This window comes from Flavobacterium sp. B114r (assembly GCF_056824125.1).
Map to the genome: position 1 here is coordinate 2,938,167 of NZ_CP124858.1, position 25,587 is coordinate 2,963,753.

17 protein-coding genes are annotated in these 25,587 nt (G+C 33.4%); 14 read left to right on the forward strand and 3 right to left on the reverse strand.

Features of this window, described 5'->3' with window-relative positions; all coding sequences use genetic code 11:
• Positions 1 to 6 precede the first annotated feature (6 nt).
• The gene (gene capB, locus QLQ94_RS12590; RefSeq protein ID WP_271336410.1) at positions 7 to 1,269 is read left to right on the forward strand and encodes a cysteate-C-fatty acyltransferase; all 1,263 of its coding nucleotides are present in this window, start codon (positions 7 to 9) and stop codon (positions 1,267 to 1,269) included.
• A 117-nt stretch (positions 1,270 to 1,386) separates the two neighbouring features.
• Complete coding sequence (locus tag QLQ94_RS12595; protein WP_271336411.1) at positions 1,387 to 1,857, forward strand: hypothetical protein; 471 nt, start codon at positions 1,387 to 1,389, stop codon at positions 1,855 to 1,857.
• 317 nt (positions 1,858 to 2,174) lie between these two features.
• Here the strand turns inward: QLQ94_RS12595 and QLQ94_RS12600 are convergent, their stop codons facing one another.
• Positions 2,175 to 3,293 (reverse strand): GNAT family N-acetyltransferase, encoded by a 1,119-nt coding sequence (locus tag QLQ94_RS12600; protein WP_271336412.1) that lies wholly within the window; start codon positions 3,291 to 3,293, stop codon positions 2,175 to 2,177.
• Between the two features lie 293 nt (positions 3,294 to 3,586).
• Entirely contained in the window at positions 3,587 to 4,585 is a 999-nt protein-coding gene (locus tag QLQ94_RS12605) for a transporter (RefSeq protein ID WP_427402533.1), read from the reverse strand.
• Positions 4,586 to 4,755: 170 nt separating this feature from the next.
• Between QLQ94_RS12605 and QLQ94_RS12610 the strand changes: the two genes are divergently transcribed.
• The 8 genes from QLQ94_RS12610 (at position 4,756) to QLQ94_RS12645 (ending at position 13,107) form a co-directional block, all read left to right on the forward strand.
• Positions 4,756 to 4,995, forward strand: a complete 240-nt coding sequence (locus QLQ94_RS12610) for a DUF4834 family protein (RefSeq protein ID WP_479686999.1) — start codon at positions 4,756 to 4,758, stop codon at positions 4,993 to 4,995.
• Positions 4,996 to 5,047: 52 nt separating this feature from the next.
• A complete protein-coding gene (locus QLQ94_RS12615) occupies positions 5,048 to 7,513 on the forward strand; it encodes a YfhO family protein (protein ID WP_427402534.1) in 2,466 nt (821 codons plus the stop codon).
• A 131-nt stretch (positions 7,514 to 7,644) separates the two neighbouring features.
• A complete protein-coding gene (locus QLQ94_RS12620) occupies positions 7,645 to 7,803 on the forward strand; it encodes a hypothetical protein (protein ID WP_271336416.1) in 159 nt (52 codons plus the stop codon).
• Complete coding sequence (locus tag QLQ94_RS12625) at positions 7,800 to 8,000, forward strand: hypothetical protein (RefSeq protein ID WP_271336418.1); 201 nt, start codon at positions 7,800 to 7,802, stop codon at positions 7,998 to 8,000. Before QLQ94_RS12620 ends, QLQ94_RS12625 begins: the two co-directional genes overlap by 4 nt.
• Positions 8,001 to 8,002: 2 nt before the next feature.
• Positions 8,003 to 9,292 (forward strand): glycosyltransferase family 4 protein, encoded by a 1,290-nt coding sequence (locus QLQ94_RS12630; protein WP_271336419.1) that lies wholly within the window; start codon positions 8,003 to 8,005, stop codon positions 9,290 to 9,292.
• Between the two features lie 60 nt (positions 9,293 to 9,352).
• Complete coding sequence (locus tag QLQ94_RS12635; protein WP_271336420.1) at positions 9,353 to 10,822, forward strand: lipopolysaccharide biosynthesis protein; 1,470 nt, start codon at positions 9,353 to 9,355, stop codon at positions 10,820 to 10,822.
• Between the two features lie 93 nt (positions 10,823 to 10,915).
• Positions 10,916 to 12,568: a mechanosensitive ion channel family protein gene (locus QLQ94_RS12640; protein WP_482497355.1), complete on the forward strand. Its 1,653-nt coding sequence runs from the start codon at positions 10,916 to 10,918 to the stop codon at positions 12,566 to 12,568.
• A gap of 239 nt (positions 12,569 to 12,807) precedes the next feature.
• The gene (locus QLQ94_RS12645; RefSeq protein ID WP_072956831.1) at positions 12,808 to 13,107 is read left to right on the forward strand and encodes a hypothetical protein; all 300 of its coding nucleotides are present in this window, start codon (positions 12,808 to 12,810) and stop codon (positions 13,105 to 13,107) included.
• Between the two features lie 250 nt (positions 13,108 to 13,357).
• Here the strand turns inward: QLQ94_RS12645 and uvrA are convergent, their stop codons facing one another.
• Positions 13,358 to 16,153: an excinuclease ABC subunit UvrA gene (gene uvrA, locus QLQ94_RS12650; RefSeq protein WP_271336422.1), complete on the reverse strand. Its 2,796-nt coding sequence runs from the start codon at positions 16,151 to 16,153 to the stop codon at positions 13,358 to 13,360.
• 196 nt (positions 16,154 to 16,349) lie between these two features.
• Between uvrA and QLQ94_RS12655 the strand changes: the two genes are divergently transcribed.
• The 4 genes from QLQ94_RS12655 to QLQ94_RS12670 all read left to right on the forward strand — a co-directional run bounded on the left by QLQ94_RS12655 (position 16,350) and on the right by QLQ94_RS12670 (position 25,577).
• Positions 16,350 to 19,151, forward strand: a complete 2,802-nt coding sequence (locus QLQ94_RS12655; RefSeq protein ID WP_338083386.1) for a triple tyrosine motif-containing protein — start codon at positions 16,350 to 16,352, stop codon at positions 19,149 to 19,151.
• Positions 19,152 to 19,392: 241 nt separating this feature from the next.
• Entirely contained in the window at positions 19,393 to 22,458 is a 3,066-nt protein-coding gene (locus QLQ94_RS12660) for a SusC/RagA family TonB-linked outer membrane protein (protein WP_482497358.1), read from the forward strand.
• Between the two features lie 11 nt (positions 22,459 to 22,469).
• The gene (locus QLQ94_RS12665; RefSeq protein ID WP_271336424.1) at positions 22,470 to 23,969 is read left to right on the forward strand and encodes a RagB/SusD family nutrient uptake outer membrane protein; all 1,500 of its coding nucleotides are present in this window, start codon (positions 22,470 to 22,472) and stop codon (positions 23,967 to 23,969) included.
• 12 nt (positions 23,970 to 23,981) lie between these two features.
• A complete protein-coding gene (locus QLQ94_RS12670; RefSeq protein WP_427402537.1) occupies positions 23,982 to 25,577 on the forward strand; it encodes a hypothetical protein in 1,596 nt (531 codons plus the stop codon).
• Positions 25,578 to 25,587: the final 10 nt, after the last annotated feature.

Consider the following 25,587-nt stretch of genomic DNA (forward strand, 5'->3'; position numbering starts at 1 on the left):
ATATTTATGGTAAAAGATTTATTCGAAAGAATTCAGAACAATAAAGGACCATTAGGAAAATGGGCTTCACAAGCTGAGGGATATTTTGTGTTCCCTAAATTAGAAGGTGAACTTGGTCCTAGAATGAAATTTGGTGGAAAAGATATTTTAAATTGGAGTTTGAATGACTATTTAGGTCTTGCAAATCACCCGGAAGTTCGTCAGGCAGATATTGATGCAGCAACTCAGTTTGGTGCAGCTTACCCAATGGGAGCCCGTATGATGTCAGGACATACTAAATATCATGAGCAATTAGAAAATGAATTGGCTGAGTTTGTAATGAAACCGGCTGCTTATTTATTGAATTTTGGTTATCAGGGAATGGTTTCGACTATTGACGCTTTAGTAACTAAAAACGATATCATTGTTTATGATGTAGATTCTCATGCCTGTATTATTGATGGTGTTCGTTTGCACATGGGTAAACGTTTTACATACAAACACAATGATCTTGAAAGTATGGAAAAAAACCTGCAGCGTGCTACTAAAATGGCAACTGAAACAGGTGGTGGAATTTTATTTATTACCGAAGGTGTTTTTGGAATGCGTGGACAACAAGGTAAACTTAAAGAAATTGTAGCCTTAAAAGAAAAATATAATTTCCGTTTATTGGTAGATGATGCACACGGTTTTGGTACTCTTGGTAAAACAGGAGCCGGAGCAGGTGAGGAGCAGGGAGTTCAGGACGGTATTGACGTTTACTTCTCGACTTTTGCAAAATCAATGGCTAATATTGGTGCCTTTTTAGCAGCTGATAAAGACATTATCGATTACTTAAAATACAATTTACGTTCTCAAATGTTTGCAAAAGCATTGCCAATGATTCAAACAATTGGTTCTTTGAAACGTTTAGAGTTATTGCGTAATCATCCTGAATTGAAAGATAAACTGTGGGAAAATGTAAATGCATTACAAAACGGTTTACGTTCAAGAAACTTTAATATTGGAGATACAAATACTTGTGTAACACCAGTTTATTTAGAAGGAAGTGTGCCGGAAGCAATGGTAATGGTAAATGATTTAAGAGAAAACTACGGTATTTTCTTGTCGATTGTAATTTATCCGGTAATTCCAAAAGGAATTATTTTGTTAAGAATGATCCCGACAACTTCTCATACATTATCTGATATTGATGAAACGTTAGTTGCATTTGAAGCAATTCGTGAAAAATTAGAAAATGGAACTTACAAAGAAATAGCAAGCAGAACTAAAGTTGATTTAGACGCTTAATTTCTTGAAAAATAAATTCCTAATATGGGAATTATGTAAAAAATCCATTCGTTATGCGAATGGATTTTTTTTTATTTAAAGTAACTTTATTGTACTAACCCAGTAAAAATAAATAATATGAAAAAAGTACTAGCAATTACGATTGTTGTTTTAAGCATCTTTGCTTCCTGTAAAAAGGATCAGGTAGCTGAACCTGTAGAAATTCCTGCAGGCGCACCAAAAGAAGCCGAAATAGTTGAACCTGCCGGTGATCAGTGTTACGCGTCATCTGCTGTAAAGATGAGCTTTAATGTCAATTCACATCAGGAAGTAAATGGTAAATTGAGCTATAATATAGCTGGAAAAGATAAAAATGAAGGAACGTTGATTGGCAACATGAAAGGAGATACTCTAATCGCAGATTATACTTTTATGTCTGAAGGAGTTTCATCAGTTAGAGAAGTTGCTTTTCTAAAACAAGAAGGAACTTTTGTTGAAGGTTATGGAGATGTTGCAGAAGCAAACGGAAAAGTTTCTTTTAAAAATAAAAAACTATTAAAATTTGATCAGAAAAATGTTCTGACAAAAGTTGATTGTACTGCAGAATAATTGAAGCTGAATATAAATAATGAAGAATGAAAAAATCCATTCGTTTGGGGGCGAATGGATTTTTTATTTTTTATTTTTAATTTTATTTAAATAGTCGGTAGAATTTCCATTCCAGTAACATTTTAGACAACGCAGATTATCGAATTCGTGTTTACAATTTTCATATCCGTATAAAATACTGGAAGATTCAGGACATAAATTTTCCATTACTGATTTATCTTTGTAAAATTCACTTTTGCATTCGTCACAAATTTTTATATCTGACATTTCTGTACTTGTATTATTCTGTTAGCTGAAAATGAAAACGGAATACTTCTTTAAAGGTCTTTTGAATACGTTTTTCTTTGACAGTGAATTTTTGGATCAAAATTTTTCCATAATAAATGAATAGCTGTATTCTCTGCTAATTCTGGTGTTCTGATACAATTTTTAATTCCTTTTTCAGAAAAAGTTTTAAAATACTCATCAAAAATAATTGCTGTAACACCTTTATTCTGATAATCAGGATGAACTCCGATGAGGTAGAAAACAACATCTTTACTCTTTTTTCGGGCTCTTAATAAATGAATAAACCCAAACGGAAAAAGCTTTCCTTTTGCTTTTTGCAAAGCTTCAGAAAAACTTGGCATTACGATACTAAAAGCAACTAAATTATCATCTTTATCGACCACAAACTTGATGTATTCCGGATTGATAAAACTGATGTATTTTTTCTTGAAATATTCTTTCTGAACGTCTGAAATGGCAACAAATGAAGATAATTTTGCATACGAATCGTTAAACAAATCAAACATTTTGTCTACATGAGGCATAATGTCTTTTGTTTTAGTAAAAGTAAGCGATCTTAGGCCGTATCTTTTTTTGATTAATTCCTGTGCTTTCAGAAAAAACTCAGGTTTAACATTTGAAAACGGAAAAATACTTTCGATATATTCTTTCTCAACTTTAAAACCCAATTGCTCAAAATGAGTTACATAGTAAGGGTGATTGTACCAGGTAATCATCGTTCCCATTTGGTCGTAACCTTCAGTAAGAACGCCAACTTTATCTAAATTAGAAAAACCCATTGGGCCTTCAACATGCTCCAGATTGTTTTGTTTTCCAAGTTCGTATACTTTTTCTAATAAAGCTTTGGTAACTTCAACATCATCAATAACATCAAACCAGCCAAAACGAACTTTTCTTTTGTGCTGATTATTTACCTCAGACCAATTAATGATAGCCGTAATGCGGCCTACGATTTCATTGTCTTTATAAGCCAGATAAAAATAAGCTTCGGCATTATCAAAAGCAGGATTTTTTGTTTTGTCAAAAGACTCTAATTCATCCGCAATAATAGGAGGAACCCAATATGGATTGTCTTTGTAGAGTGAAAATGGAAATTTGATATAGTCTGTTAATTCCTTTTTTGATTTGGCTTCTTTAATTGTAATCATTAAGATCGTATTTGTTTTAAGAATATTCCAGGTAAAATTACTCATAGAATTGATGGCAACGAATATAGTTATCTTTAGTAAAAGAAAAAAGAATGATATAAAAAAAGCCCAAATAAATGGGCTTAATTTTTTATCATGATACTTTATATCGATCTTTTATTAATGTCTTTTTTATTTTTTGTAGGCTGCCAAAATTAGCCCATTGATTGTTTTAGCCAGATAAAAATTGTTAGAGTTTATTCAGGAACTAACACTAAATGTGTTCTTTTATATCTGAATTTTCCTGATTCCTTTTATTCGTACTTAGCTTTACGTTTTCTTTCTTTTGCCTGATAATCAATTTCTCTTTGTTCCATCTGATTATCTTTATTCTTTTTGGCTTTATCCTTCGCTTTAAATTCCATTTGTTTCTCTTTATAACTTCCGTCATAACGCCATGAAACACCAACTCCGCCATATAAAACAGAAGGTGTGTTTTTAAAATTGGTACTTACAGAAGCATCCACTTGTAAATTTGAATTGATCAGATAAGCGGCTCCTCCACGAGCAATTGCATCGCTATATAAATCACTTTTGTAACCTTGATTTTCAACAAAACCAGACCATTTGTCATTAAATCCATGAGTTAGGGTTAGAACATAGCCATAACTAGGGTAGTCAGTTGTAACATAATCTGCAATAATATTGGTAACAAAAACCCATTTTCCGCCACCAAATAAATTTTGAGTAATCAACATTACTTTTGGCGAAATGCTAAATTGAGATGATGAATACTGCGAATGAGAACCAAATGCGTAGGGATTATCAGCGCCAACAAAATTTGCTCCTGCAAAAACAGAAACAGCAGGAATCAATTCGTGCCAGTTAAAGCTACGATTGGCTTTGTAACTGTAGATATTCGCTTCTTTTTTGTAATTTCTATAAGGATCATAAATCAAATATTTAGCTCCTAAAACAGTTTGTTTAAAATTATTCTTTTTATAACTGGTATATGGAGTATCAAAATTTTCTGTTTGATATTGCAAATCCACAATAAACTCTAATTGCTCTAAAAAAGCACCATAACGCAAAGTCAGATCTGTACCAAAGCCACTTGCGTCATAATCTAATAAATCATGTTTTTCTTTGATACCATAAACGCCAAGTTCAGCCTGGATAACTGATTTTCCTACTGCATAAGCAGACATCGTTTCACCCGGACGATTTGAATTAATAATATCTGTATATTGTGCAAAGAAAAATTGTGGAACCAAACAAAAGGCTGCAATAAGTAAGTTTTTATTTTTTAACATGAATGTTTTTTTAGATTAAAAAGTAATAACGCATTTCAAATGTACTATATTTTATTATTTATTTAAGATTGATATTTTAATTTTAAAGAATTGATTTATTAATTTTGGGGAAAAATTATACAATTATGCAAGAAGCATCTTTTTCAGGTTTAATAAAAGCTATATTTTATATGATAGCATTTTATTATATTTTTAAATTTTTGGCTAGAATCTTTTTGCCGGTATTGGTTAAAAAAGCAGTTCAGAAAGCAGGACAGAATTTTCAGAGACAACAACAATATAGCCAGAGTGATTCGTGGCAGCAAACGCGTACAAAAAACGATGAGATAATCATTGACACTACAAATGCAAAAAAACCTCGCGAAACCAAAAAGGTGGGCGATTACGTTGATTACGAAGAAATAGATTAAGTTTGTGTCCTAGAGTTAACAGGATTCATCATTTAACCCAAACCAGCCTAAATTGAAAATAGTAAGTAAGTTCTATCCGCATGCCCTTGTTATAATGGGGTTTATTCTCGTTTCGTTAATTTATTTTTACCCGGTTTTACAAGGAAAACAGATTTTCCAGTCGGATATTGCTCAATATACCGGAATGGCAAAAGAGCAAAATGATTTTAGAGCGACAGAACATTCAGAGCCATATTGGACAAATTCTGCGTTTGGCGGTATGCCAACTTATCAGTTGGGAGCTAATTATCCAAATGATTTTGTGGGACATTTAGATGATGTTTTACGTTTCTTGCCTCGTCCTGCTGATTATTTATTTTTATATTTCTTAGGCTTTTACGGATTATTGTTAGTATTAAAAACAGATCCTTTAAAGGCATTTATAGGGGCACTCGCATTTGGTTTTTCTACCTATTTAATTATTATTCTGGGCGTTGGTCATAATGCAAAAGCACATGCAATTGCCTATATGCCGCTTGTTATCGCCGGATTTATATTGGTTTTCCAGAAAAAATATATTTGGGGAGGTTTGCTCACCATGTTTGCGGTTGCGTTAGAAATTAACGCGAACCACTTTCAAATGACCTATTATTTATTGATATTCTTATTGATACTATCGGGTTATTTTGCTTTCAATTTCATCAAAGAAAAAGATTATAAGCCTCTTTTGAGAGCTATTGGGGTTTTGGCTGTTGCGGGAATTTTTGCCATTGGTGCAAATGCAGCCAACTTAATGGCGACCAGCGAGTATGCTAAATTTAGTACACGCAGCAATAGCGAATTAACGTTTAATCCTGACGGATCTAAAAAGGTTAATGAAAATGCTTTAAGCCGTGAATATATAACAGAATACAGTTACGGAATTCCTGAAAGTTTTAATTTAATTGCACCAAGGCTTTTTGGAGGTTCAAATCATGAAAATGTAGGTACGGATAGCCGTATGTATGCTTTTATGCTTGAACAGGGAGTTCCATCAGAACAAGCTCAGGATTTTGTATCCGGAATGCCAACGTATTGGGGAGATCAGCCTATTGTGGCTGCGCCGGCTTACATTGGTGTTGTTGTTTTCTTTTTGGGAGTTTTAGCATTGTTTATCGATGATCGAAAAATAAAATACGTATTCCTTTCAGGAGCATTAGTTTCTTTAGTGCTTTCATGGGGTAAAAATTTCCCATTGTTAACAGACTTTTTTATTGATTACATTCCAATGTATGATAAGTTCAGAGCAGTATCCTCTATTCAGGTTATTCTTGAGTTATGTTTTCCTGTTTTGGCTGTTATGGGGTTACAATCGTTTTTTAAAGCTAAAGACGAACCTAAATTACAGCAAAAGGCATTAATTCAAACAGGTACTTTTGGTATAGGAATTATTATAATTTTAGTATTTGCCAAAGGAATGTTTCATTTTACAGGAAGCAGTGATAATTATTTTTTAGAAACTTACGGACCGGCTTTCGTTGACGCTTTAAAAGAAGACAGAAAGAGTTTATATTCTGCAGATTTATTGCGTTCAGGCTTTTTTATTGTACTGACTTTTGGAATTTTATGGTTGTATATCAAAAATAAACTAGCTCAACAAACGACTTTGATTATCGTAGGTCTTTTAATGATTTTCGATTTGTTTTTTGTAGATAAAAAATACGTTTCTGCTAAAGATTTTGTGAGCCCTGCACAGATTGCGGCTCCTTTTCAGGAAACGCCTTCTGATGCTCAGATTTTAAAAGATACAACACATTACAGGGTTTTCGAAGTAAACGGAAATATGTCAAGTGCGCGTGCATCTTATTTTCACCATTCGCTTGGAGGATATCATGCTGCAAAACCTAGAAGAATTCAACAGTTATTCGATTACCAGATTGCAAAAAATAATATGGAAGTTTTGGATATGTTGAATGTTAAGTACATTATCCAAACTGATAAACAAGGAAAAGAATTTCCGACAGTAAATCCAAATGCAAATGGAAATGCTTGGTTCGTTAGTGCCGTAAAATTGGTAAATAAGCCGGACGATGTAATGAAAACTTTGGATCATATTGATACTAAAAGCGTAGCTGTTTTTAATGTTCGTGAGAATGAAGCTAAGTTTAAAAGTGCCCGTTTAAAGAAACAATGGGATACTACAGGAACGATTAAAGTAGTAGAGTACAAGCCAAACTATATCAAGTATAAATCTGATAATGCAAAAGATGGCCTGGCTGTTTTTTCTGAGATTTATTACAAAAATGGTTGGAATGCCTATATCGATGGTCAACTGACAAATCATTTCCCGGTTAATTATGTTTTAAGAGCAATGGAAATTCCGGGAGGACAACACACTATAGAGTTTAAATTTGAACCTCAGGTTATAAAAACAGGAGGTATAATTAATTTGGTAAGCTCAATAGGGATGTTATTGCTTTTGATTGGAGGAATTTATTTCGAAAGATTCTTTCGTAAAGATTCACAAAAAAGTTACAAAGAGACTCCAAAAAATAGTTAAAAATCTTTGCAAAACTTCGCGAATTTTCATGAACGAAAGAAGGTGAAAATTAAAAAGGAGACTCAAGGGGTATTCTAATTAGGAATTAGGATCATTTAGTATCTTTGCTAATACATGTTAAGGGCTAGACAATGAAAAAAAATGTATTAAGTTTTGGTACTCCAAAAGAATTGGAAGCTAATAGAATAGCTGAAATACAATCGCTTTCGTATTTAGAAAAATTAATGGCAATTATCGAAGTTTCTTATATGCTGAAAACGGCAAAAGTAATTCAATCTAAAAAACGATGAATGAACAAATAGTAGCTATTTGGAATAGTTTTTTGAAAACAAAGAAATATATAACTATTGGAAGATTTGCAGTAAATATATATGGTTATAATAGAAATACAGGTCATATTGATATTTACTTGGAAGATACTAACTTGGCAAGGCCAATAATAGAGCAGAATAATATACTTAAACTGATATTTTCAGAAATTGAATAAACTTGGAACAAAAAAAACTCTTAATTATTACCTATTATTTCCCACCGGCAGGAGGACCTGGTGTACAGCGTTGGTTGAAATTTGTAAAGTATTTGCCTGAATTTGGTGTTCAGCCTATTGTTTATGTTCCTGAGAATCCAACTTACCCAATAGTCGATGAAGGTTTGGTGAGCCAGATCTCTGATAAAGTGATTGTTTTAAAGAACAAAATTTGGGAACCTTATCAATTGGCTTCTGTTTTTTCTAAAAACAAAACCAAGAAAATTAGTTCCGGAATTTTTCCTCACAAGAAAAAGCAAACCTTTTTAGATAAAACATTTCTCTGGATCAGGGGAAATCTTTTTATTCCGGATGCCCGTGTTTTTTGGGTAAAGCCTTCTGTGACTTATCTTGAAAAGTACATTAAGGAGAATAATATCGATACGATTGTAACTTCCGGGCCACCACATAGTTTGCATTTAATAGGTTTAGAACTCAAAGAAAAATTAAATGTAAAATGGTTTGCAGATTTTCGCGATCCATGGACAACGATTGGATACCATAAAGCATTGCGATTATCAGCTTATGCTGCAAAAAAGCACAAAACTCTTGAGAGTAAAGTACTAAATACTGCAGATACCATTATTGTAACCAGTAAAACTACAAAAACCGAGTTTCAGGCGATTACCAATAAACCTATTTCGGTTATTACAAATGGTTATGATATCGAAAATGTAGAGAAACAAACTCTCGATACAAAATTTACTTTAGCACATATTGGATCATTTTTATCAGATAGAAACCCTGAATTTTTATGGGAATGTCTGGTAGAATTACTTCGGGAAATAGAAAGCTTTAAATCACATTTAGAAATTAAATTGATTGGGGCGGTAAGTCAGGAAGTTCTTGATTCGATTGCAGAATTTCAGTTAAATGACTATTTGAATCTTCTGGGATATGTTTCGCATCACGAAGCAATTGCACATCAAAAAAAATCTCAGGTTTTACTTTTAATAGAGATTAATTCTGAAGATACTAAAAGTATAATTCCCGGTAAATTGTTTGAATATATGGTGTCAAACCGTCCAATAATTGCCATTGGGCCAAAGGGTTCTGATTTTGCCGACATTATTACAGATACAAATACGGGAGTATTTTTTGATTATTCTGAAAAAGCGAAATTAAAAAGTGTAATTTTGGACTTTTATAATCAATTTTTGGAGGGGAAATTACAAGCCAATGGTGTTGGTTTACAACAATATTCAAGAAAAAACCTGACCAAACAATTGGCACAATTGATTAACGAATCTTAAGATTGCAATAATCTGAAATCAAACCCGATAGCTATCGGTACTAAAATCTAAAATCCAAAAATGGGTATTGTTTTAAATCAGTCTTTCAAAAATACAATTATTACATATATAGGTTTCGCTATTGGGGCTGTTAATACACTTTACCTGTACCCAATTTATCTGGGAGCAACATATTATGCATTGACAAACTATATTTTGTCTGCTGCAAATGTTATTATGCCATTGTTTGCTATTGGAATGCAAAATACATTAGTCAAATTTTATTCCCAGTATAAAACCGAAGAAGAAAGAGAGCAGTTTTTGTCTTTTACAGCCTTGTTTCCTATCCTGATGTGTATTCCGTTAGGGATTATCGGGATTTTCTTTTTTGATGATATTACAGCCTTTGTAACCAAGAAAAATCCTGTTGTAAAAGAGTTTATGTTCTTAATTCCATTTATTGGAATCTGTATGGCCTATTTTGAGATTTTCTATGCCTGGGCAAGAGTTCATATGCATTCTGTTTTTGGAAATTTTATAAAGGAAGTAGGTTTGCGTTTGGTTTCTACTATCGCTTTGGTAGGATTATATTTTAATTGGATGAGCCTAGTTCAGTTTGTGTATTTTACGGCAGCTATTTATTTTGTAGCATTTTTGATTACGATGTTTTATGCCTTTTATATCAAAAAGCCTAAGTTTCAAATCAGTATTCCTGTGAATGTAAAAAGTGTAATGGAATATACTTTTTTTATAATTCTCTCAGGAAGTGTAGCCAATTTACTTTTAGATGGTGATAAGCTGATCCTGAATCAATATATGAAGATTGAGAATATTGCTTATTATTCAGTAGCTACGTATATTGCTTTAGTTATTTCGGTTCCAAGTCGTGCGATGCATCAGATTGTATATCCAATTACCGCCAGATTAATGCACGAAAACAAACATGATGAACTAAATAGTTTGTATAAAAAAACCTCAATAAATCTTCAGATTGTGGGAGGATTTGTAATGTTGTGTATTTTTGTTAATATCGATCAGCTGTACGAAATTGTTCCCGAAGATTACAGAGGCGGTATTCCTGTAGTTTTTATGATTGGTTTATCAAAGTATTTTGATCTTATCTTAGGTAATAATAATGCGATCATCTTCAATACAAAATACTATCGTACGGTATTGTTTTTGGGATTGGCTTTAGTTGTTGCGACCTTTGTTTTAAATATAATTTTCATACCAATTATGGGTATTATAGGATCTGCATTTGCGACATTATTGTCCATAACCCTATACAGTTTAGCCAAGCTGCTGTTTGTGGTTAAGAAGCTTGACTTATATCCGTTTACAAAGCAAAATCTCCATTCACTGGCCGTTACAGGCGCTTTGTTTTTGATGTTTTATTTTTGGGAGTTTCCTGTTTATCCATTAATTGGAATTGCCTTAAAATCAGTTTTAGTAACGATTTTATATGTTTACCTGAATTACAAGTTTAATATCTCTCCTGATATTAATAAAGTGATCGATATGCTTTTTCGAAAAATAGGAATTAAAATTTAGTACGATTTTATTGGGAAAAGCAAAGTAATTTAGATTTGGACCTATTTTGTTTTTATATTTGTTGCAAGGATAATCAATTAATTGCCGGCAGATATGAAAAAGAAAATACTTTGTTTTTTAGTGTTCTTCATTACTTTGTTTTCTACATTGGTTTTTGCCCAAAAAGATAGTATACAAACATCAAAAACGGCGATTCCTGAATTAAAGCAAAAAAAATATCCTGTTGCTCCTTTTAAAGACACACTTTTTTATGTCTACAATAAAGTAGGTTCTTTCTCTGCCGAAAGCAGGGCAAATGCTATTACCGAAAAAATCAGAAAACTTTACGAAGATTCTTTTTTTCAGGAAGATTCTATTTCAGTCGTGCCTTCAGACATATCTCAGGATATTATGTATAAGAACGATTTTGTGATCATGTCTATTTTAGATATCGATGCAATGGCCGAAAATCAAACAGCCGCTTATATCGCCAAACGAAATTTAGGTTTGATTAAAAAAGCAATCATTTATCAAAATGAAAACTATTCAATGCTTCCTAAAAGGTTAGGATATACAGCTTTGTTAATTTTAATTATAGGTATAGTTTTGTATTTTGTAGGCAAAGCTTTTAATCGCATAAAGCTACATATCCTAAAAAACAGCGATAAATATTTTAAAGGATTTACCTATAATAATATAAAAATCCTGTCACCGCAAAAGCAGCAATTTCTTTTAATGCGTTTGTACAGCTTTGTAAAAGGTATTACGCTCATTTTAATTGTTTATTTGTCATTGCCTATACTGTTTAGTATTTTTCCGGCTACAGAAGCTTATACAACAACTTTATTGCGATGGATCCTTACTCCTGCAAAATTAGCTGTGATGGGATTTGTCGATTTCCTGCCAAGTTTGGTTACAATCGTAGTAATCGTCTTTATTTTTAAATACACCATAAGAGTAATCCGATTCTTTTTTGATGAAATTAAAAAAGAAAATATAAAAATTGATGGCTTTTATAGTGACTGGGCAATGCCAACATTTAATATTATACGATTTCTATTGCTGGCTTTTATGGTCGTTATTATTTTTCCCTATTTGCCAGGATCAGATTCTCCAATTTTCAAAGGAGTTTCAGTGTTCGTAGGTATTTTATTCTCACTAGGTTCTTCTAATGCGATTGCAAATATGGTTGCAGGATTGGTGATTACTTATATGCGTCCGTTTAAGATAGGAGATTTTATAAAAATAGGAGATGTAAGTGGTGAAGTTATCGAAAAAACAGCTTTGGTTACCCGTATCAGAACGCCAAAATTTGAAGATATTACTATACCAAATGCTACGGTTTTGTCAAGTACATCTACAAATTATTCTTCGAATACAAAGCAGGTCAACAATGGTTTGCTAATTCATACCACAGTCTCAATAGGTTATGATGTACCCTGGGCAGCAATTCATAAAGCTTTGATAGAAGCTGCATTAAAAACAGAAATGATGGAGAAAACCCCACAGCCTTTTGTTTTGCAAACCAGTTTAGATGATTTTTACGTTTCGTACCAGATTAATGTTTATACCAAACAACCCACAAAACAGCCATTAATTTATTCGTCGCTTCATCAAAATATTCAGGATTCGTTTAATGCTGCAGGAATCGAGATTATGTCGCCGCACTATAATGCAGTACGTGACGGAAACAATACTACTATTCCTGAAAATTATTTGAAAAAGGATTATGAAGCGCCTTCTTTTAATATTAAAAAGAAAGACTAAAATATCGATAATCTGATAAAACTTAAAAAAATTAACAGTGGTTTGTTTTGCAGTTAATTTTATAAAATATAATTTTATGTGAGAATTTGGCAACACTTCGCTTTTTGAGATAAAAAATATCTGACTTAAGGCAATAAAAGTGAAGGTTGTGCTGTTTTTAGGATTGTAACAATTGTTACAAAATTAAAATATACAAAGTAATTGTAGTAGTATTTGGATTAATTTATTAATGAATGATTATGAAAAAGAATGAACTCAGTCAGGAGCAAAGCTTACAAGTATTTTCTAATATGATATCAAACAAAGTTCATAATGGATTTACATTAGAAGAGAGAAATGACGAATTTCTTTTTGCAGTTCTTTCCAAAGGCGGAAAAGTGGTAAATCATGGTTTGAATTTCATTATTTTTTGCCTGACTTTAGGATTGTGGTCATTTGCATGGCTTTATCTAACCATTGAGGCCTCAAAGCAAAAAAAAGTATTAGTTGCCATTGATGAAGATGGATTTCCCTTTGAGGAAAGATGTTTAGTAGCTTAACGATTTAAATTTTTAAAACAGAAAAGCCATAAATTACAGTAAATAATTATTGTAATTTATGGCTTAATTATTTTTATTTGTCTGTCCGGCTAAGCGAAGTCGAAGCTTTACGTGATGCCCTTCGACCACTTTGCGGTAAATGTTATTTTATATTATTTTTTTTAGAATAAAATTATACCTCAGGGTAATAGTATCACAGTAAGTTCAGTCTGAAAAACTTAGAACAACCTTAGAGACTTAGTAGCTTTTTTTACAATTTATCTTTCAAATAAATCCCTGTAATTGATTTTTTCTCTTTTACAATATCTTCCGGCGTTCCCACGGCTAATAAATGCCCACCGTTTTCTCCACCTTCAGGACCTAAATCAATAATCCAATCTGCACATTTTATCAGGTCAAGATTGTGTTCGATTACAATTATCGAATGTCCCTTTTCTATCAAAGCATCAAAAGAAGCTAATAGTTTTTTGATGTCATGAAAGTGTAAACCTGTTGTAGGTTCATCAAATACAAATAAAGCTTTGTCTTTCGTGGCCCCTTTTACTAAAAACGAGGCTAATTTGATACGTTGTGCTTCACCACCGGAAAGTGTCGATGAAGATTGTCCTAATTGTACATAACCCAAACCTACATCCTGAAGCGGCTGTAATTTTTGAGTAATTTTTGTTTGTTTGTTTTTATTAAAAAAAGCAATTGCATCATCGATAGTCATAGTTAGAATATCGTTGATATTTTTATTGTCAAAAGTAATCTCTAAAACTTCTTTTTTGAATCGTTTTCCTCCACAAGTTTCACAAGGCAATGATACATCGGCCATAAAGACCATTTCGACATTTATAGAGCCTTCTCCTTTACAAGTTTCACAACGGCCTCCATCAACATTAAAAGAGAAGTGTTTCGCCTGATATCCTCTTATTTTTGATAATTTTTCTTTGGCATACAGATCACGAATTTCATCGTAAGCCTTGATATAAGTTACCGGATTTGATCTTGAACTTCTTCCAATTGGGTTTTGATCAACATATTCGATATGTTTGATCTGCGAAAAAGAACCTTTTATTTCGCTAAACTGACCTGCTTTTTCAGATGCATTTTCCAGCTTTTTCTGCATCGCCGGAAATAGGATTTTCTTAATCAATGTACTTTTCCCACTTCCCGAAACTCCCGTAATTACAGTTAAAACGTCTAAAGGAAACGTAACATTAATATTTTTTAAGTTATTTTCTCTGGCACCAACAATATCAATATGATTTTTGAATTTTCGTCTCTTTTTAGGAACTGAAATTTCTAAATCGCCATTGAGGTATTTTGCTGTTAATGAATCTGATTTTAATATTTCTTCATAAGTTCCCTGAGCGACTAAATGACCACCAAAAGTTCCTGCTTCAGGACCAATATCTATAATCATATCAGCAGCTTTCATGATATCTTCATCATGCTCAACAACAATCACTGTATTTCCTAAATCACGAAGCGAAAGCAAAACCTTAATTAATCGCTCTGAATCTTTTGGGTGCAAACCAATACTTGGCTCATCGAGAATATACATAGAACCCACCAAACTGCTTCCTAATGATGTAGCAAGGTTAATACGTTGCGATTCTCCTCCGGAAAGGGTTGCCGAATTTCGATTTAAAGTAAGGTAATCCAGACCAACTTCTGTCAGGAAAGACAAACGATTATTGATTTCGACCATTAAACGTTTGGCAATTTGCTGTTCGTAAACATTAAGATCGATGTTTTTGAAAAAAGTAACCAAATGTTTAATCGGTAAATCAACTAAATCAGAAACCGTTTTACCATTTATTTTTACGTACGAAGCCTCTTCACGTAAACGTTTTCCGCGACAAGCGTGGCATTTTGTTTTTCCGCGATAACGGGACAGCATCACACGATTTTGAATCTTATAATTTTTTTCTTCCAGTTCTTTAAAGAAACCGTTCAGACCCTGAAAATAGCCATTCCCTTTCCATATTAAATCCTTTTGCTCTTCAGAAAGTTCAAAGTAAGGTTTATGAATAGGGAAATCAAATTTGTAAGCATGTTTGACCAATTCATCCTTGTACCAACTCATGCTGTCACCTCTCCACGGGTATATTGCATTTTCGAAAACAGATAAAGAAGTATTAGGAACAACCAAATCAGCATCAATACCAATAATATTTCCGTAACCTTCGCAAACTGGGCAAGCTCCGTAAGGATTATTAAAACTGAACAAATGAACATTTGGCTCCAGGAATGTGATTCCATCCAATTCAAAATTATTCGAATACGTAAATCTTTTATCTGAGTTTAACTCCTGTAGGTAGCAAATTCCTTTTCCTTCAAAAAAAGCAGTTTGTACAGCATCTGCCAATCGATTATAAAACTCTTCTTCGTCTTTGACAACAATCCTGTCAATGATTAGTAAAATATCTTTATTGTCTAATTTGTGTAAATCTGTAGGCGTAAAATCATCCAGACGCACCATTTCGTTATTGACCAAAATACGGGCAAAACCTTGTTGCAGCAAAACTTTTAGTTTATCTTCTAATTGTCTTCCTTCTTCTAAATGAATAGGAGCAAGCAACATCCATTTGCTGTCTAATTCCAATGTTTTTACATCGGCAACAACATCAGTAACCGTGTTTTTTTTAACTTCCAATCCTGAAATTGGCGAATAAGTACGTCCAATTCTTGCGAATAAAAGTTTAACGTAATCGTATATTTCAGTCGAAGTTCCAACAGTCGAACGTGCATTCGTTGTATTTACTTTTTGCTCAATGGCAATTGCAGGTGCAATACCTTTTATGTATTCTACTTTTGGTTTGTCTAAACGCCCTAAAAACTGACGCGCGTATGATGATAAACTTTCAACATAGCGGCGTTGTCCTTCGGCATACAAAGTGTCAAAAGCCAAACTTGATTTACCTGATCCTGAAAGACCTGTAATAACGACAAGTTTATTTCTTGGAATCGCAACATCTACATTTTTTAAATTATGTACCTGCGCTCCTTTAATTATAATATTATGTTTTGGGTCGAGTGTAGAAAGATCAATTTGCATAAAAAAAGTCAATTTTTACAAAAGTAATCAATTTTGAATTGAGTTTTGTTAATGAGATTGTTACAAATTTTAACAGATTTACATTGAAGGAAAATGGTTTTAGGATTGATTTTTTTTTTACTAAAAACTTGTTGGTTCATTATAAAATAAGCTATTTTAGAACTGTTTTTGTAATAAATTAATACCACGGCTAAAATTGAAGACTAAATTTACTATGCTGCTTTTTTTAATGAGTTTTCTCTTGTTTTCTCAGGAATTTCCGCCCATTGTCAAGTATTCATCAGCTGTTTATGGCGCCGGAAATCAGAGTTGGATGATTGCTCAGGACGATCAAAACTATATGTATTTTGCTAATAATGACGGGCTTTTAGAATACAATGGTACAAATTGGCAGTTATATCCTACAGCCAACGAAACTATTATGCGATCTGTAAAAGTAATTGGGAACAAAATTTATACAGGCTGTTACATGAATTTTGGGTATTGGACAAGACAAGCAAATGGCAAATTAAAATATACTTCGCTTAGTGATACTATCAAAAATAAAATTTTAGATGACGAGCAATTCTGGAACATTCTTAAGTATGATCATTGGATTTTGTTTCAATCCTTAAACCGAATTTATATCTATGATACAAAAAACGGAAAATTTAAAATAATTGCACCTAAAAATGGTGTGGTAAAGTCGTTTGCATCTAAAAATGCCATTTATTTTCAAACGCTTAATGAAGGGCTTTTTGAGATCGAAAGCGGAATAGCTAAATTGGTTTCTGATGATCCGATTCTTAAAAGGTTTACGATCGTTAATATGTTTACGACAGAAGATGGTTTGCAGATTCAAACACAATTAGACGGGATTTATAAATTGGCAGGAAAAACTTTGACACGTTTTACTACGGATGTTGATGCGGAATTAAAATCGAGTTTTGTTTACAGCAGCCAGCTTTTGCAGGACGGAAGTTTTGCATTGGGAACGGTTTCTAACGGAATCTTTATTTTATCTGATAACGGAAAATTGAAATATCATATTTCGCAAAGTAAAGGGTTGAGCAACAATACTGCTTTATCACTTTTTGAAGATAAGGATCAGAATTTGTGGGCTGGACTTGATAATGGCATCAATTGTATCAATATCAATTCGCCGGTACATAGTTTTACAGATGATACCGGGGTTTTAGGAACAGTTTATGCTTCGGCCACTTTTAATGGTTTGTTGTATGTGGGAACAAATCAGGGATTATTTTGTAAAAACATTCAAAGTAACTCTGAGTTTAAATTCATCAATGGAACAAAAGGTCAGGTTTGGTCTCTTTTTATATTTGACAACACGCTTTTTTGCGGGCATGATTCGGGAACTTTTATTGTGACAAATGATTCCGCCAGAAGTATATTTTCAGGATCGGGAACCTGGAAATTTGAACAGGTTCCAAATTCGAAGACCCAATTGCTTCAGGGAAATTATTACGGAATTTCGGTTTTAGAAAAGGTAAACAATCAATGGAGATTCAGAAACAAAATTCAGGGGTTTGATTATTCTTCCCGTTATTTTGAAATCACGGATAATTATGATGTTTATCTAAGTCACGAGTACAAAGGAGTTTTTAGATTAAAATTAGATCAGTCGTTGTTGAAAACTCAAGGTTTCTATGCTTATAAATCTCCCAATAAAGGAAAAAATGCAAGTTTGACCAAATTTAATAATCAAATTTATTATGCTTATAAAGGCGGTATTTTTAAATTAAATCCAAAAACAAAACAGTTTGAGAAAGACAATCTGCTCAGTTCTATTTTTGAGAAAGACGAATATACATCCGGTAAATTAATTGTTGATAATTCTAATAAAATCTGGTTATTCTCTAAAAATTACATTCATTATTTTTCTGCCAGTAAATTGAGCAATCAATTAAAACAGAATATAATCCCAATTCCGTCATCGTTAACCAATTCGATGCTGGGTTTTGAGAACATTACTCAAATCTCAAAAACGACTTACTTAATAGGTACTACTGATGGCTATTATACATTGAATATTGAAGATCTGAGTTTTAAAAATTATACTGTTTTTATAACGGATATCAGCATTAATAAACAAAATGAAATTTTAAAAAATGTAGCAATCAGCAGTGAAGGAAGTTTTCATGCCAATGAAAATAATATCACATTAAACTATACAGTTCCGGAATATAATAAGTACATCAACTCAGAATATCAATATTGTCTCGAGGGGTTCCAGAACGAATGGAGCGAATGGAGTACAAAGGCGACTGTGAATTTTAAAAATCTTTCTCCGGGAAAATATACATTTAAAGTAAGGGCAAAATATGCCAATACTATCTTGCAAAATACAGCCACTTATACCTTTGTTATTTTAAAACCCTGGTATCTGACAAATCTGGCCTGGTTTATTTATTTTCTTTTAATGTGTGTACTGGCTTATTTTATCAATAAATCATACAGAAGTTATTATCAGAAACAAGAAAAGAAGTTAATTGAAGAAAATAACCTTTTATTGGAAATTAAAGAACTAGAAAACGAGCAGCAATTAATGAAACTTCGCAATGAGCAGCTGTCTCAGGATGTTGATAATAAAAATAGGGAACTGGCAGTTTCGACAATGAGTTTAAACAGCAAAAATGAATTGCTTGCGTTTATAAAAGAGGATTTAAAGAAAACAAATCAAAACGACAGTAATAACATAAAATCTGTAATAAGCACCATTAACAAAAATATTACCGAGGAAGATTCGTGGAATGTTTTTAAGGAAGCATTTGATAACGCCGATAAAGATTTCCTTAAAAGAATCAAACAACTTCATCCCGTATTAACCCCAAATGACCTGCGACTTTGTGCGTACCTGAGATTGAACCTTTCATCTAAAGAAATTGCTCCATTGTTTAATATTTCAGTTCGAAGCGTAGAGATAAAAAGGTATCGTTTGCGTAAAAAAATGGATTTACAGCACGAAATCGGTTTAGTCGAATACATTCTGGCTGTATAGTACATCAACAAACGACTCAAAAAAACTATACATTACCTCAACATTAACTATTTGTTGTGAATTCACTACAAATATGTTAAATAAATTAACATTCATGATTTATAGTTAAATAAGGGTATTTTTTAAGAAATGTTAAATGTACACAGGCTTTTTTTATGATGTATGTTTTTTGTTGTGGTTAATTTTGTTGTTTTCCTAAAGAGTTATGATAAATTTATCTTTCAATAAAAACTAACTAATTATGAAATCCAAATTATTACTAACCGTACTAATTCTGTTTACATCTTATGCGTTTTCGCAGTCCCTTGATGTAAGCGGAACAGTACTAGATGGCTCAGGATTATCACTTCCTGGCGTAAATGTAAAAGTTAAGAGTTCTTCGCAAAGTACAACCACAGACTTCGACGGATCTTTTAAATTATTAGATGTTCCAAAAGGAACAACAATTGTTTTCAGTTATATAGGTTTCAGAACACAAGAAGTTGTGGTTTCAGGAACCAAGATAACAGTAAAAATGAGCGACGATGCAAGATCTCTTGATGAAGTCGTAGTTATAGGTTACGGAACTCAAAAGAAAAGAGAAGTAACCGGAGCTGTTTCTGTAGTAGACAGCAAAACGCTTGATATCCTGAAACCAGCAAGAATCGAGCAAGCACTGCAAGGAACAATTTCAGGTGTAAATGTTACGACACAATCAGGATCGCCGGGCGCAGCTCTGGATGTTCGTATTCGTGGTATAGCTACAAATGGTCAAAACGGACCCACTGCTATTATCGATGGTTATGTGGGAGATTTAAGTATACTGAATCCAAATGATATCGAAACGATTACTGTATTAAAAGATGCGCAAGCGGCTATTTATGGTACTATTGGTGCAAACGGAATCATTTTGATTACCACTAAAATGGGTAAAAAAAATTCGAAAACAAAAATATCTTTTAATAGTTATACCGGATTTCAGGAAGCTTCAAGAAAGTTACCAATGCTAGATGCTACTGAATATGCTTTGTTACTAAATGAAAGTTATGCCAATGGCGGGAAAGCACTTCCTTATCCAAACGTAAGCGGTTTGGGCAAGGGAACGGACTGGCAGAAAGAAGTTTTAGGCAAAGGTGTTCCAATATTAAATAGTGATCTGACTATTTCAGGAGGTTCTGATAAAATTACCTATTCAATCAGTGGTTCCCATTTAGATCAGGAAGGTATTGTAGGCGAAGGTAAATCGGGTTATTTAAGAAATACTGCCAGACTAGCATTAGGAGCTGACTTGAGCGATAAGTTTAAAGTAAAAACAAATGTTATCTATACTTATTTCAATAGAAAAACAATTAACGAAAATGGATTAGGATCTGTTTTATTTAATGCTTTAAATGTACCTGCAACTCTTACACCTTATGATGCAAATGGCAATTTTACATTAGTGCCAAGCACAACAGGATTAGGAACAGAAATAATCAATCCGTTAGCACAAGTTGCGAATACGTACAACGATTACAATTATAAAAAACTAAATGGAAATTTTGGACTTGATTATAAAATTTTCAAAGGATTTGTATTAACAAGTTCAATTGGTTTTAATACTGCCAATAGCGAAGGTAAAAACTTTAGCCCACAAATAAGTTATGGCGGAAAAGTGTTTGATGTACAGAGAAGTTTTGTAACTCAAAGAACAGTAAATGACAATGATTATTCTTTTGACCTTTACGGAACTTATACTGCAAAAATAGCAGAAAATCATAATATTACGGCGACAGTAGGAAATACCATTTATAAACAATGGGGAAATTCAGCAGTTGCAACAGGTTTTGATGTTCCTAATAATTCCTGGGATTATGCAGATCTTTCTTTAACAAAAGGAATCTCGACAGCTCTTAATACCGGAGGTTATGTTTACGATCAAAGAAGACTTTCTTATTTTGGAAGAGCACAATATGATTATAAAGGAAAGTATCTTTTTTCAGCAATGATCAGACGTGATTCTTCGACAAAATTTGGCCCAGGCAATAAAGTGGGATATTTCCCTTCTTTTACCGGAGGTTGGGTAGTTTCTGATGAAGGCTTCTTTGGAGAATCAAAAACATTTAATTTCTTAAAATTAAGAGCCAGTTATGGTACATTAGGAAATGATCAGATTAAAAATAATGGTTTTTTAAGTATTCTGGACGGAGAAGCTACTTATGTTTTTGACGGGGTTTTAGTAAATGGAATGGCGACAGGACAAATTCCTAACCCGGATTTGAAATGGGAAGAAGCCAGAAAGTTTGATGTTGGTTTAGATTTAAGATTAATCAACGATAAAGTTTCGATTGTAGCAGATTATTTTATTGATACACGAAAAGATTTATTAATACCAGGTATACCGGTTTCAGGAATTGTAGGAATTGGTGCTCCTGGAGCAAGTGCCCCAACAATGAATGCGGGAACAGTTAGAAACTCAGGATTAGAATTTGCAATAGATTACAAAGAGAAATTTTCAGATTCTTTTTCTATGAGCGTTGGTTATAATGTAACCTTTCTTAAAAACGAAGTGCTGGAAGTAAATAACGGAACTGGATTTATTGAGCAAGGTGGTTTTGGAGTAGGACAACCGGCAGCTTCAAGAATGGAAGCCGGAAAACCAATAGGATATTTTTACGGATATAAAACAGATGGTATTTTTCAGAATCAGGCAGAAGTTGACGCTCATCCATCGCAATTAGCTTTGGGAGCAAATGGCTCACCCGGCGATATTCGTTATGTAGATGTAAATGGCGATGGCGTAATCGACACTAAGGACAGGACCAATATTGGAGATCCGATTCCTAATGCCACAATGGGATTCAATATACAGCTGAATTATAAAAACCTTGATTTTGCACTTTATAGTTTTGCCTCAATAGGAAACGATATGGTACGTAATTACGAAAGAGTCCTTTCTGATGCCAATCGACTCGATTATGTTTTAGACAGATGGACAGGTGAGGGAACAAGTAATTCTGTGCCAAGAGTAACCACAGGAGCAACAGCAAATAATGTTCTTTCAGATTATTATGTTGAAGACGCTTCTTATTTTAGAATTCAAAACATACAAGTGGGATATACAATTAACCCAAAGGTGACTCAAAAAGCAGGGATTACGAAACTAAGACTTTATACGGGAGTAAACAACCTGTACACTTTTACCAAATATAAAGGTTTCGATCCGGGTGCTTCATTTGGACCTACAAACCAGGATGGAGTTTCTCAGTCGCCAATAGGTGCCGGAATCGATTACGGGTTTTATCCTGTTCCAAGAACCTATTTATTAGGTCTAAACATTAATTTTTAATTTCAATTAAAATGAAAAAATATTTATTTACAACCATTATAACGCTAACTCTGTTCTCGACAATAAGTATTTCTTGTTCAGATGAGTTTGTTGATCCAAAACCGAAATATTCTATAGATTCTGAAAACTATTTCAATTCTAAAGAAGATTATGAGCAGGCACTAATTGCAGCTTATGACTTGTTGCAATCTACTTATGCAAATGTTATTTTAGGAGAAATTGCTTCAGACAATACATTGGCCGGAGGAGAAAGCCCAACAGACGTAATTGGCTGGCAGCAAGTAGACGATATGATTCATACACCGATAAACAGCAATGTAAGAGACATCTGGAATTGGATGTTTGCAGGAGTTCAAAGAGCGAATTATATTCTTGAATTTAAAGATAAAACAGATTTTGAGGGAAAAAACCAACTGCTTGCAGAAACTCGTTTTCTAAGAGCATATTACCAGTTTGAGTTAGTGAAATGGTTTGGTGGAATCCCGATGAAAGCAGATGCCAGATTTAAAGTTGGAGATGAAAAAACAACACCGCGCTCATCAATTGCTGAAGTTTATGCCTCAATCGAAGCTGATTTAATTTTTGCGTCGGCTAATTTATCTCCAACAGCATCTCAAAAAGGGAGAGTTACAAAAGGTGCTGCTCAGGCATTACTAGGAAAAGCATATTTGTATCAAAATAAATATGTACAAGCCGCAGCATCTCTTGATGCCGTTATAGGTTCAGGAAAGTATGCATTACAAACAGATTTTGATGCCATGTTTGAATTAGCCGGAGAAAACGGACCGGAGTCTGTTTTTGAAGTACAGTATACAGATGTAGAAGGAGCAGCTTTTACTTGTTTGCAATGTAGCGAAGGGAATGTTGCAGTAGGTTTTAGCGGAATCAGAAATTATTCCGGCCCATTATTTTCTTCCGGATTTAGTTTTAATATTCCAACCCAGGAAGGCGCTGATGCTTTTGAAGCGGGCGACAAACGTAAAGATGTTACGATATTGGATATCGCAGCATGGGCAGCAGCAAATACAGCTTATGATAATGGAAAAGGAGTAACATTTGGAAAAGGAAATGAAGACACCGGTTATTTTAACAGAAAGTATTTGCCTAGAAAAAGAAGTGCAGAAGCACAAGGAGATTTAAATCTGACAAATCCAAACAACTACAGAGCAATCCGTTATGCCGATGTGTTATTAATGGCAGCAGAAGCCTATAACCGCGGTGGAATTGATGATACAAAAGCAAAAAATTACCTAAATCAGGTAAGACGCCGTGCTTTTGGAGATCTTAATCACGATATCTCAGCTTCAGGAGCAGCACTTACAGATTTTATTTTAGCCGAAAGAAGAGTAGAGCTTTTTGGCGAAGGACATCGTTTCTTTGATTTAGTAAGAACCGGAAAAGCAGTTGGGAAAATACCGGGTTTTAAAGCGAACAAAAACGAATTATTCCCATTGCCAATCGAAGAAATTCAATTTGCAAGCGGAAACTGGCAGCAAAATCCTGGATACTAAAAAAACACTATTATGAAAAAATTACATTTTATTATAAGCATTTTCGTTTTTACAATTCTTCTGAGTTGTTCAAGCGACGACAGCAATCTTGATTTAGAGGGGTTAAGTGCACCAACAAACATAGCTGTTTTGACTACTGTAACTCAGGATAATTCAGGTAAGGTAACTTTTACGCCAACCGGAGAAGGAGTTACCCAATACAAAATAAACTACGGAGACGGATCTCCTGATTCAGATTATTTTTCGACAGGAGCAACTACAACCCATACCTATAAAGAAGGCGTTTATAAATCTAAGATTATAGCAATGGGAGTTACAGGAAAAACAACCGAAATCAATAAAGATGTTATTGTTTCGTTTAAATCTCCTGAAAATCTTGTTGTAGTAATTACAAATGATGTATCAGTTTCTAAAAAAATAACTGTTAAAGCAACGGCCGATTTCGCTTTGTTTTATGATGTTTATTTTGGAGAACCGGGCACAACAACTCCAGTTTCAGTCAACAATGGCGAGTCAGTTTCATTTACGTATAAAGAAGCCGGAACATACACAGTTCGTATAGTTTCAAAAAGTGCTGCCATTAAAACCGTTGAACATACAGAGCAGATTACAGCAATATTAATAGTTAATCCAACTGCTTCAGCTCCAACTCCTCCAAATAGACTGGATGCCAATGTAATTTCTATCTACAGTTCGAAATATAAAGATGTAGAAGGAACTGATTTTAATCCAAATTGGGGACAATCAGGGACTTTGTCAGAATTTGAATTGGCGGGTGATAAAATGCTGAATTATACCAACCTAAATTATCAGGGAATTGAACTAAAAGGTGTGACAGTTGATGTTTCAGCAATGGATTATATTCATATGGATATTTGGACAGCAGATTTAGAGAAACTGGATATATTTTTAATTAGTAAAACGAATGGAGAAAAAGCGGTTAGTAAAAATCTAACAGCGAATCAATGGACAAGTGTTGATATTCCGATTTCGGCTTTTACAAGTCAGGGATTAACGGTGGCTGATATTTTTCAACTAAAACTAGTTGGAACTCCTGCAGGTAAAAATGTATTTATAGACAATATTTATTTTTATAAACTGCCAGCTCAATCTGTATCATTACCTCTTGATTTTGAATCTGCTGATTTAACTTTTGGCTGGGGCGGATTTGGTAATGTAGATGCTTCTGTAGTAACAAATCCTAATAAAACCGGAACGAATGTATCTGATAAAGTAGTTAAGATAGATAAAAAATCACAAGCAGAAACCTGGGGAGGAGCAAGTTTAAATCTTGAAAGTACGCCTGATTTTAGTAAAGGAACAAAAATAAAAGTAAACGTTTGGTCGCCAAAAGCAGGAGTTGATATATTGTACAAAATGGAAGTTTCGACCTCGCCAAAAGACGGGAATGGTAATCCAACAGTATTTATAGAAGTACATGCAACAACAACAGTTGCCAATGCCTGGAATGTTTTGACATTTGATCTTACGAGTGCGGCTGATTTTAGTGCTAATAATAAATACGACAGAGTAATTTTATTTCCGGACTTTGGAAAAGCAGGAACAGGAGATACTTATTACTTTGATGATATAAAACAATCCAATTAAAATAAAAAAT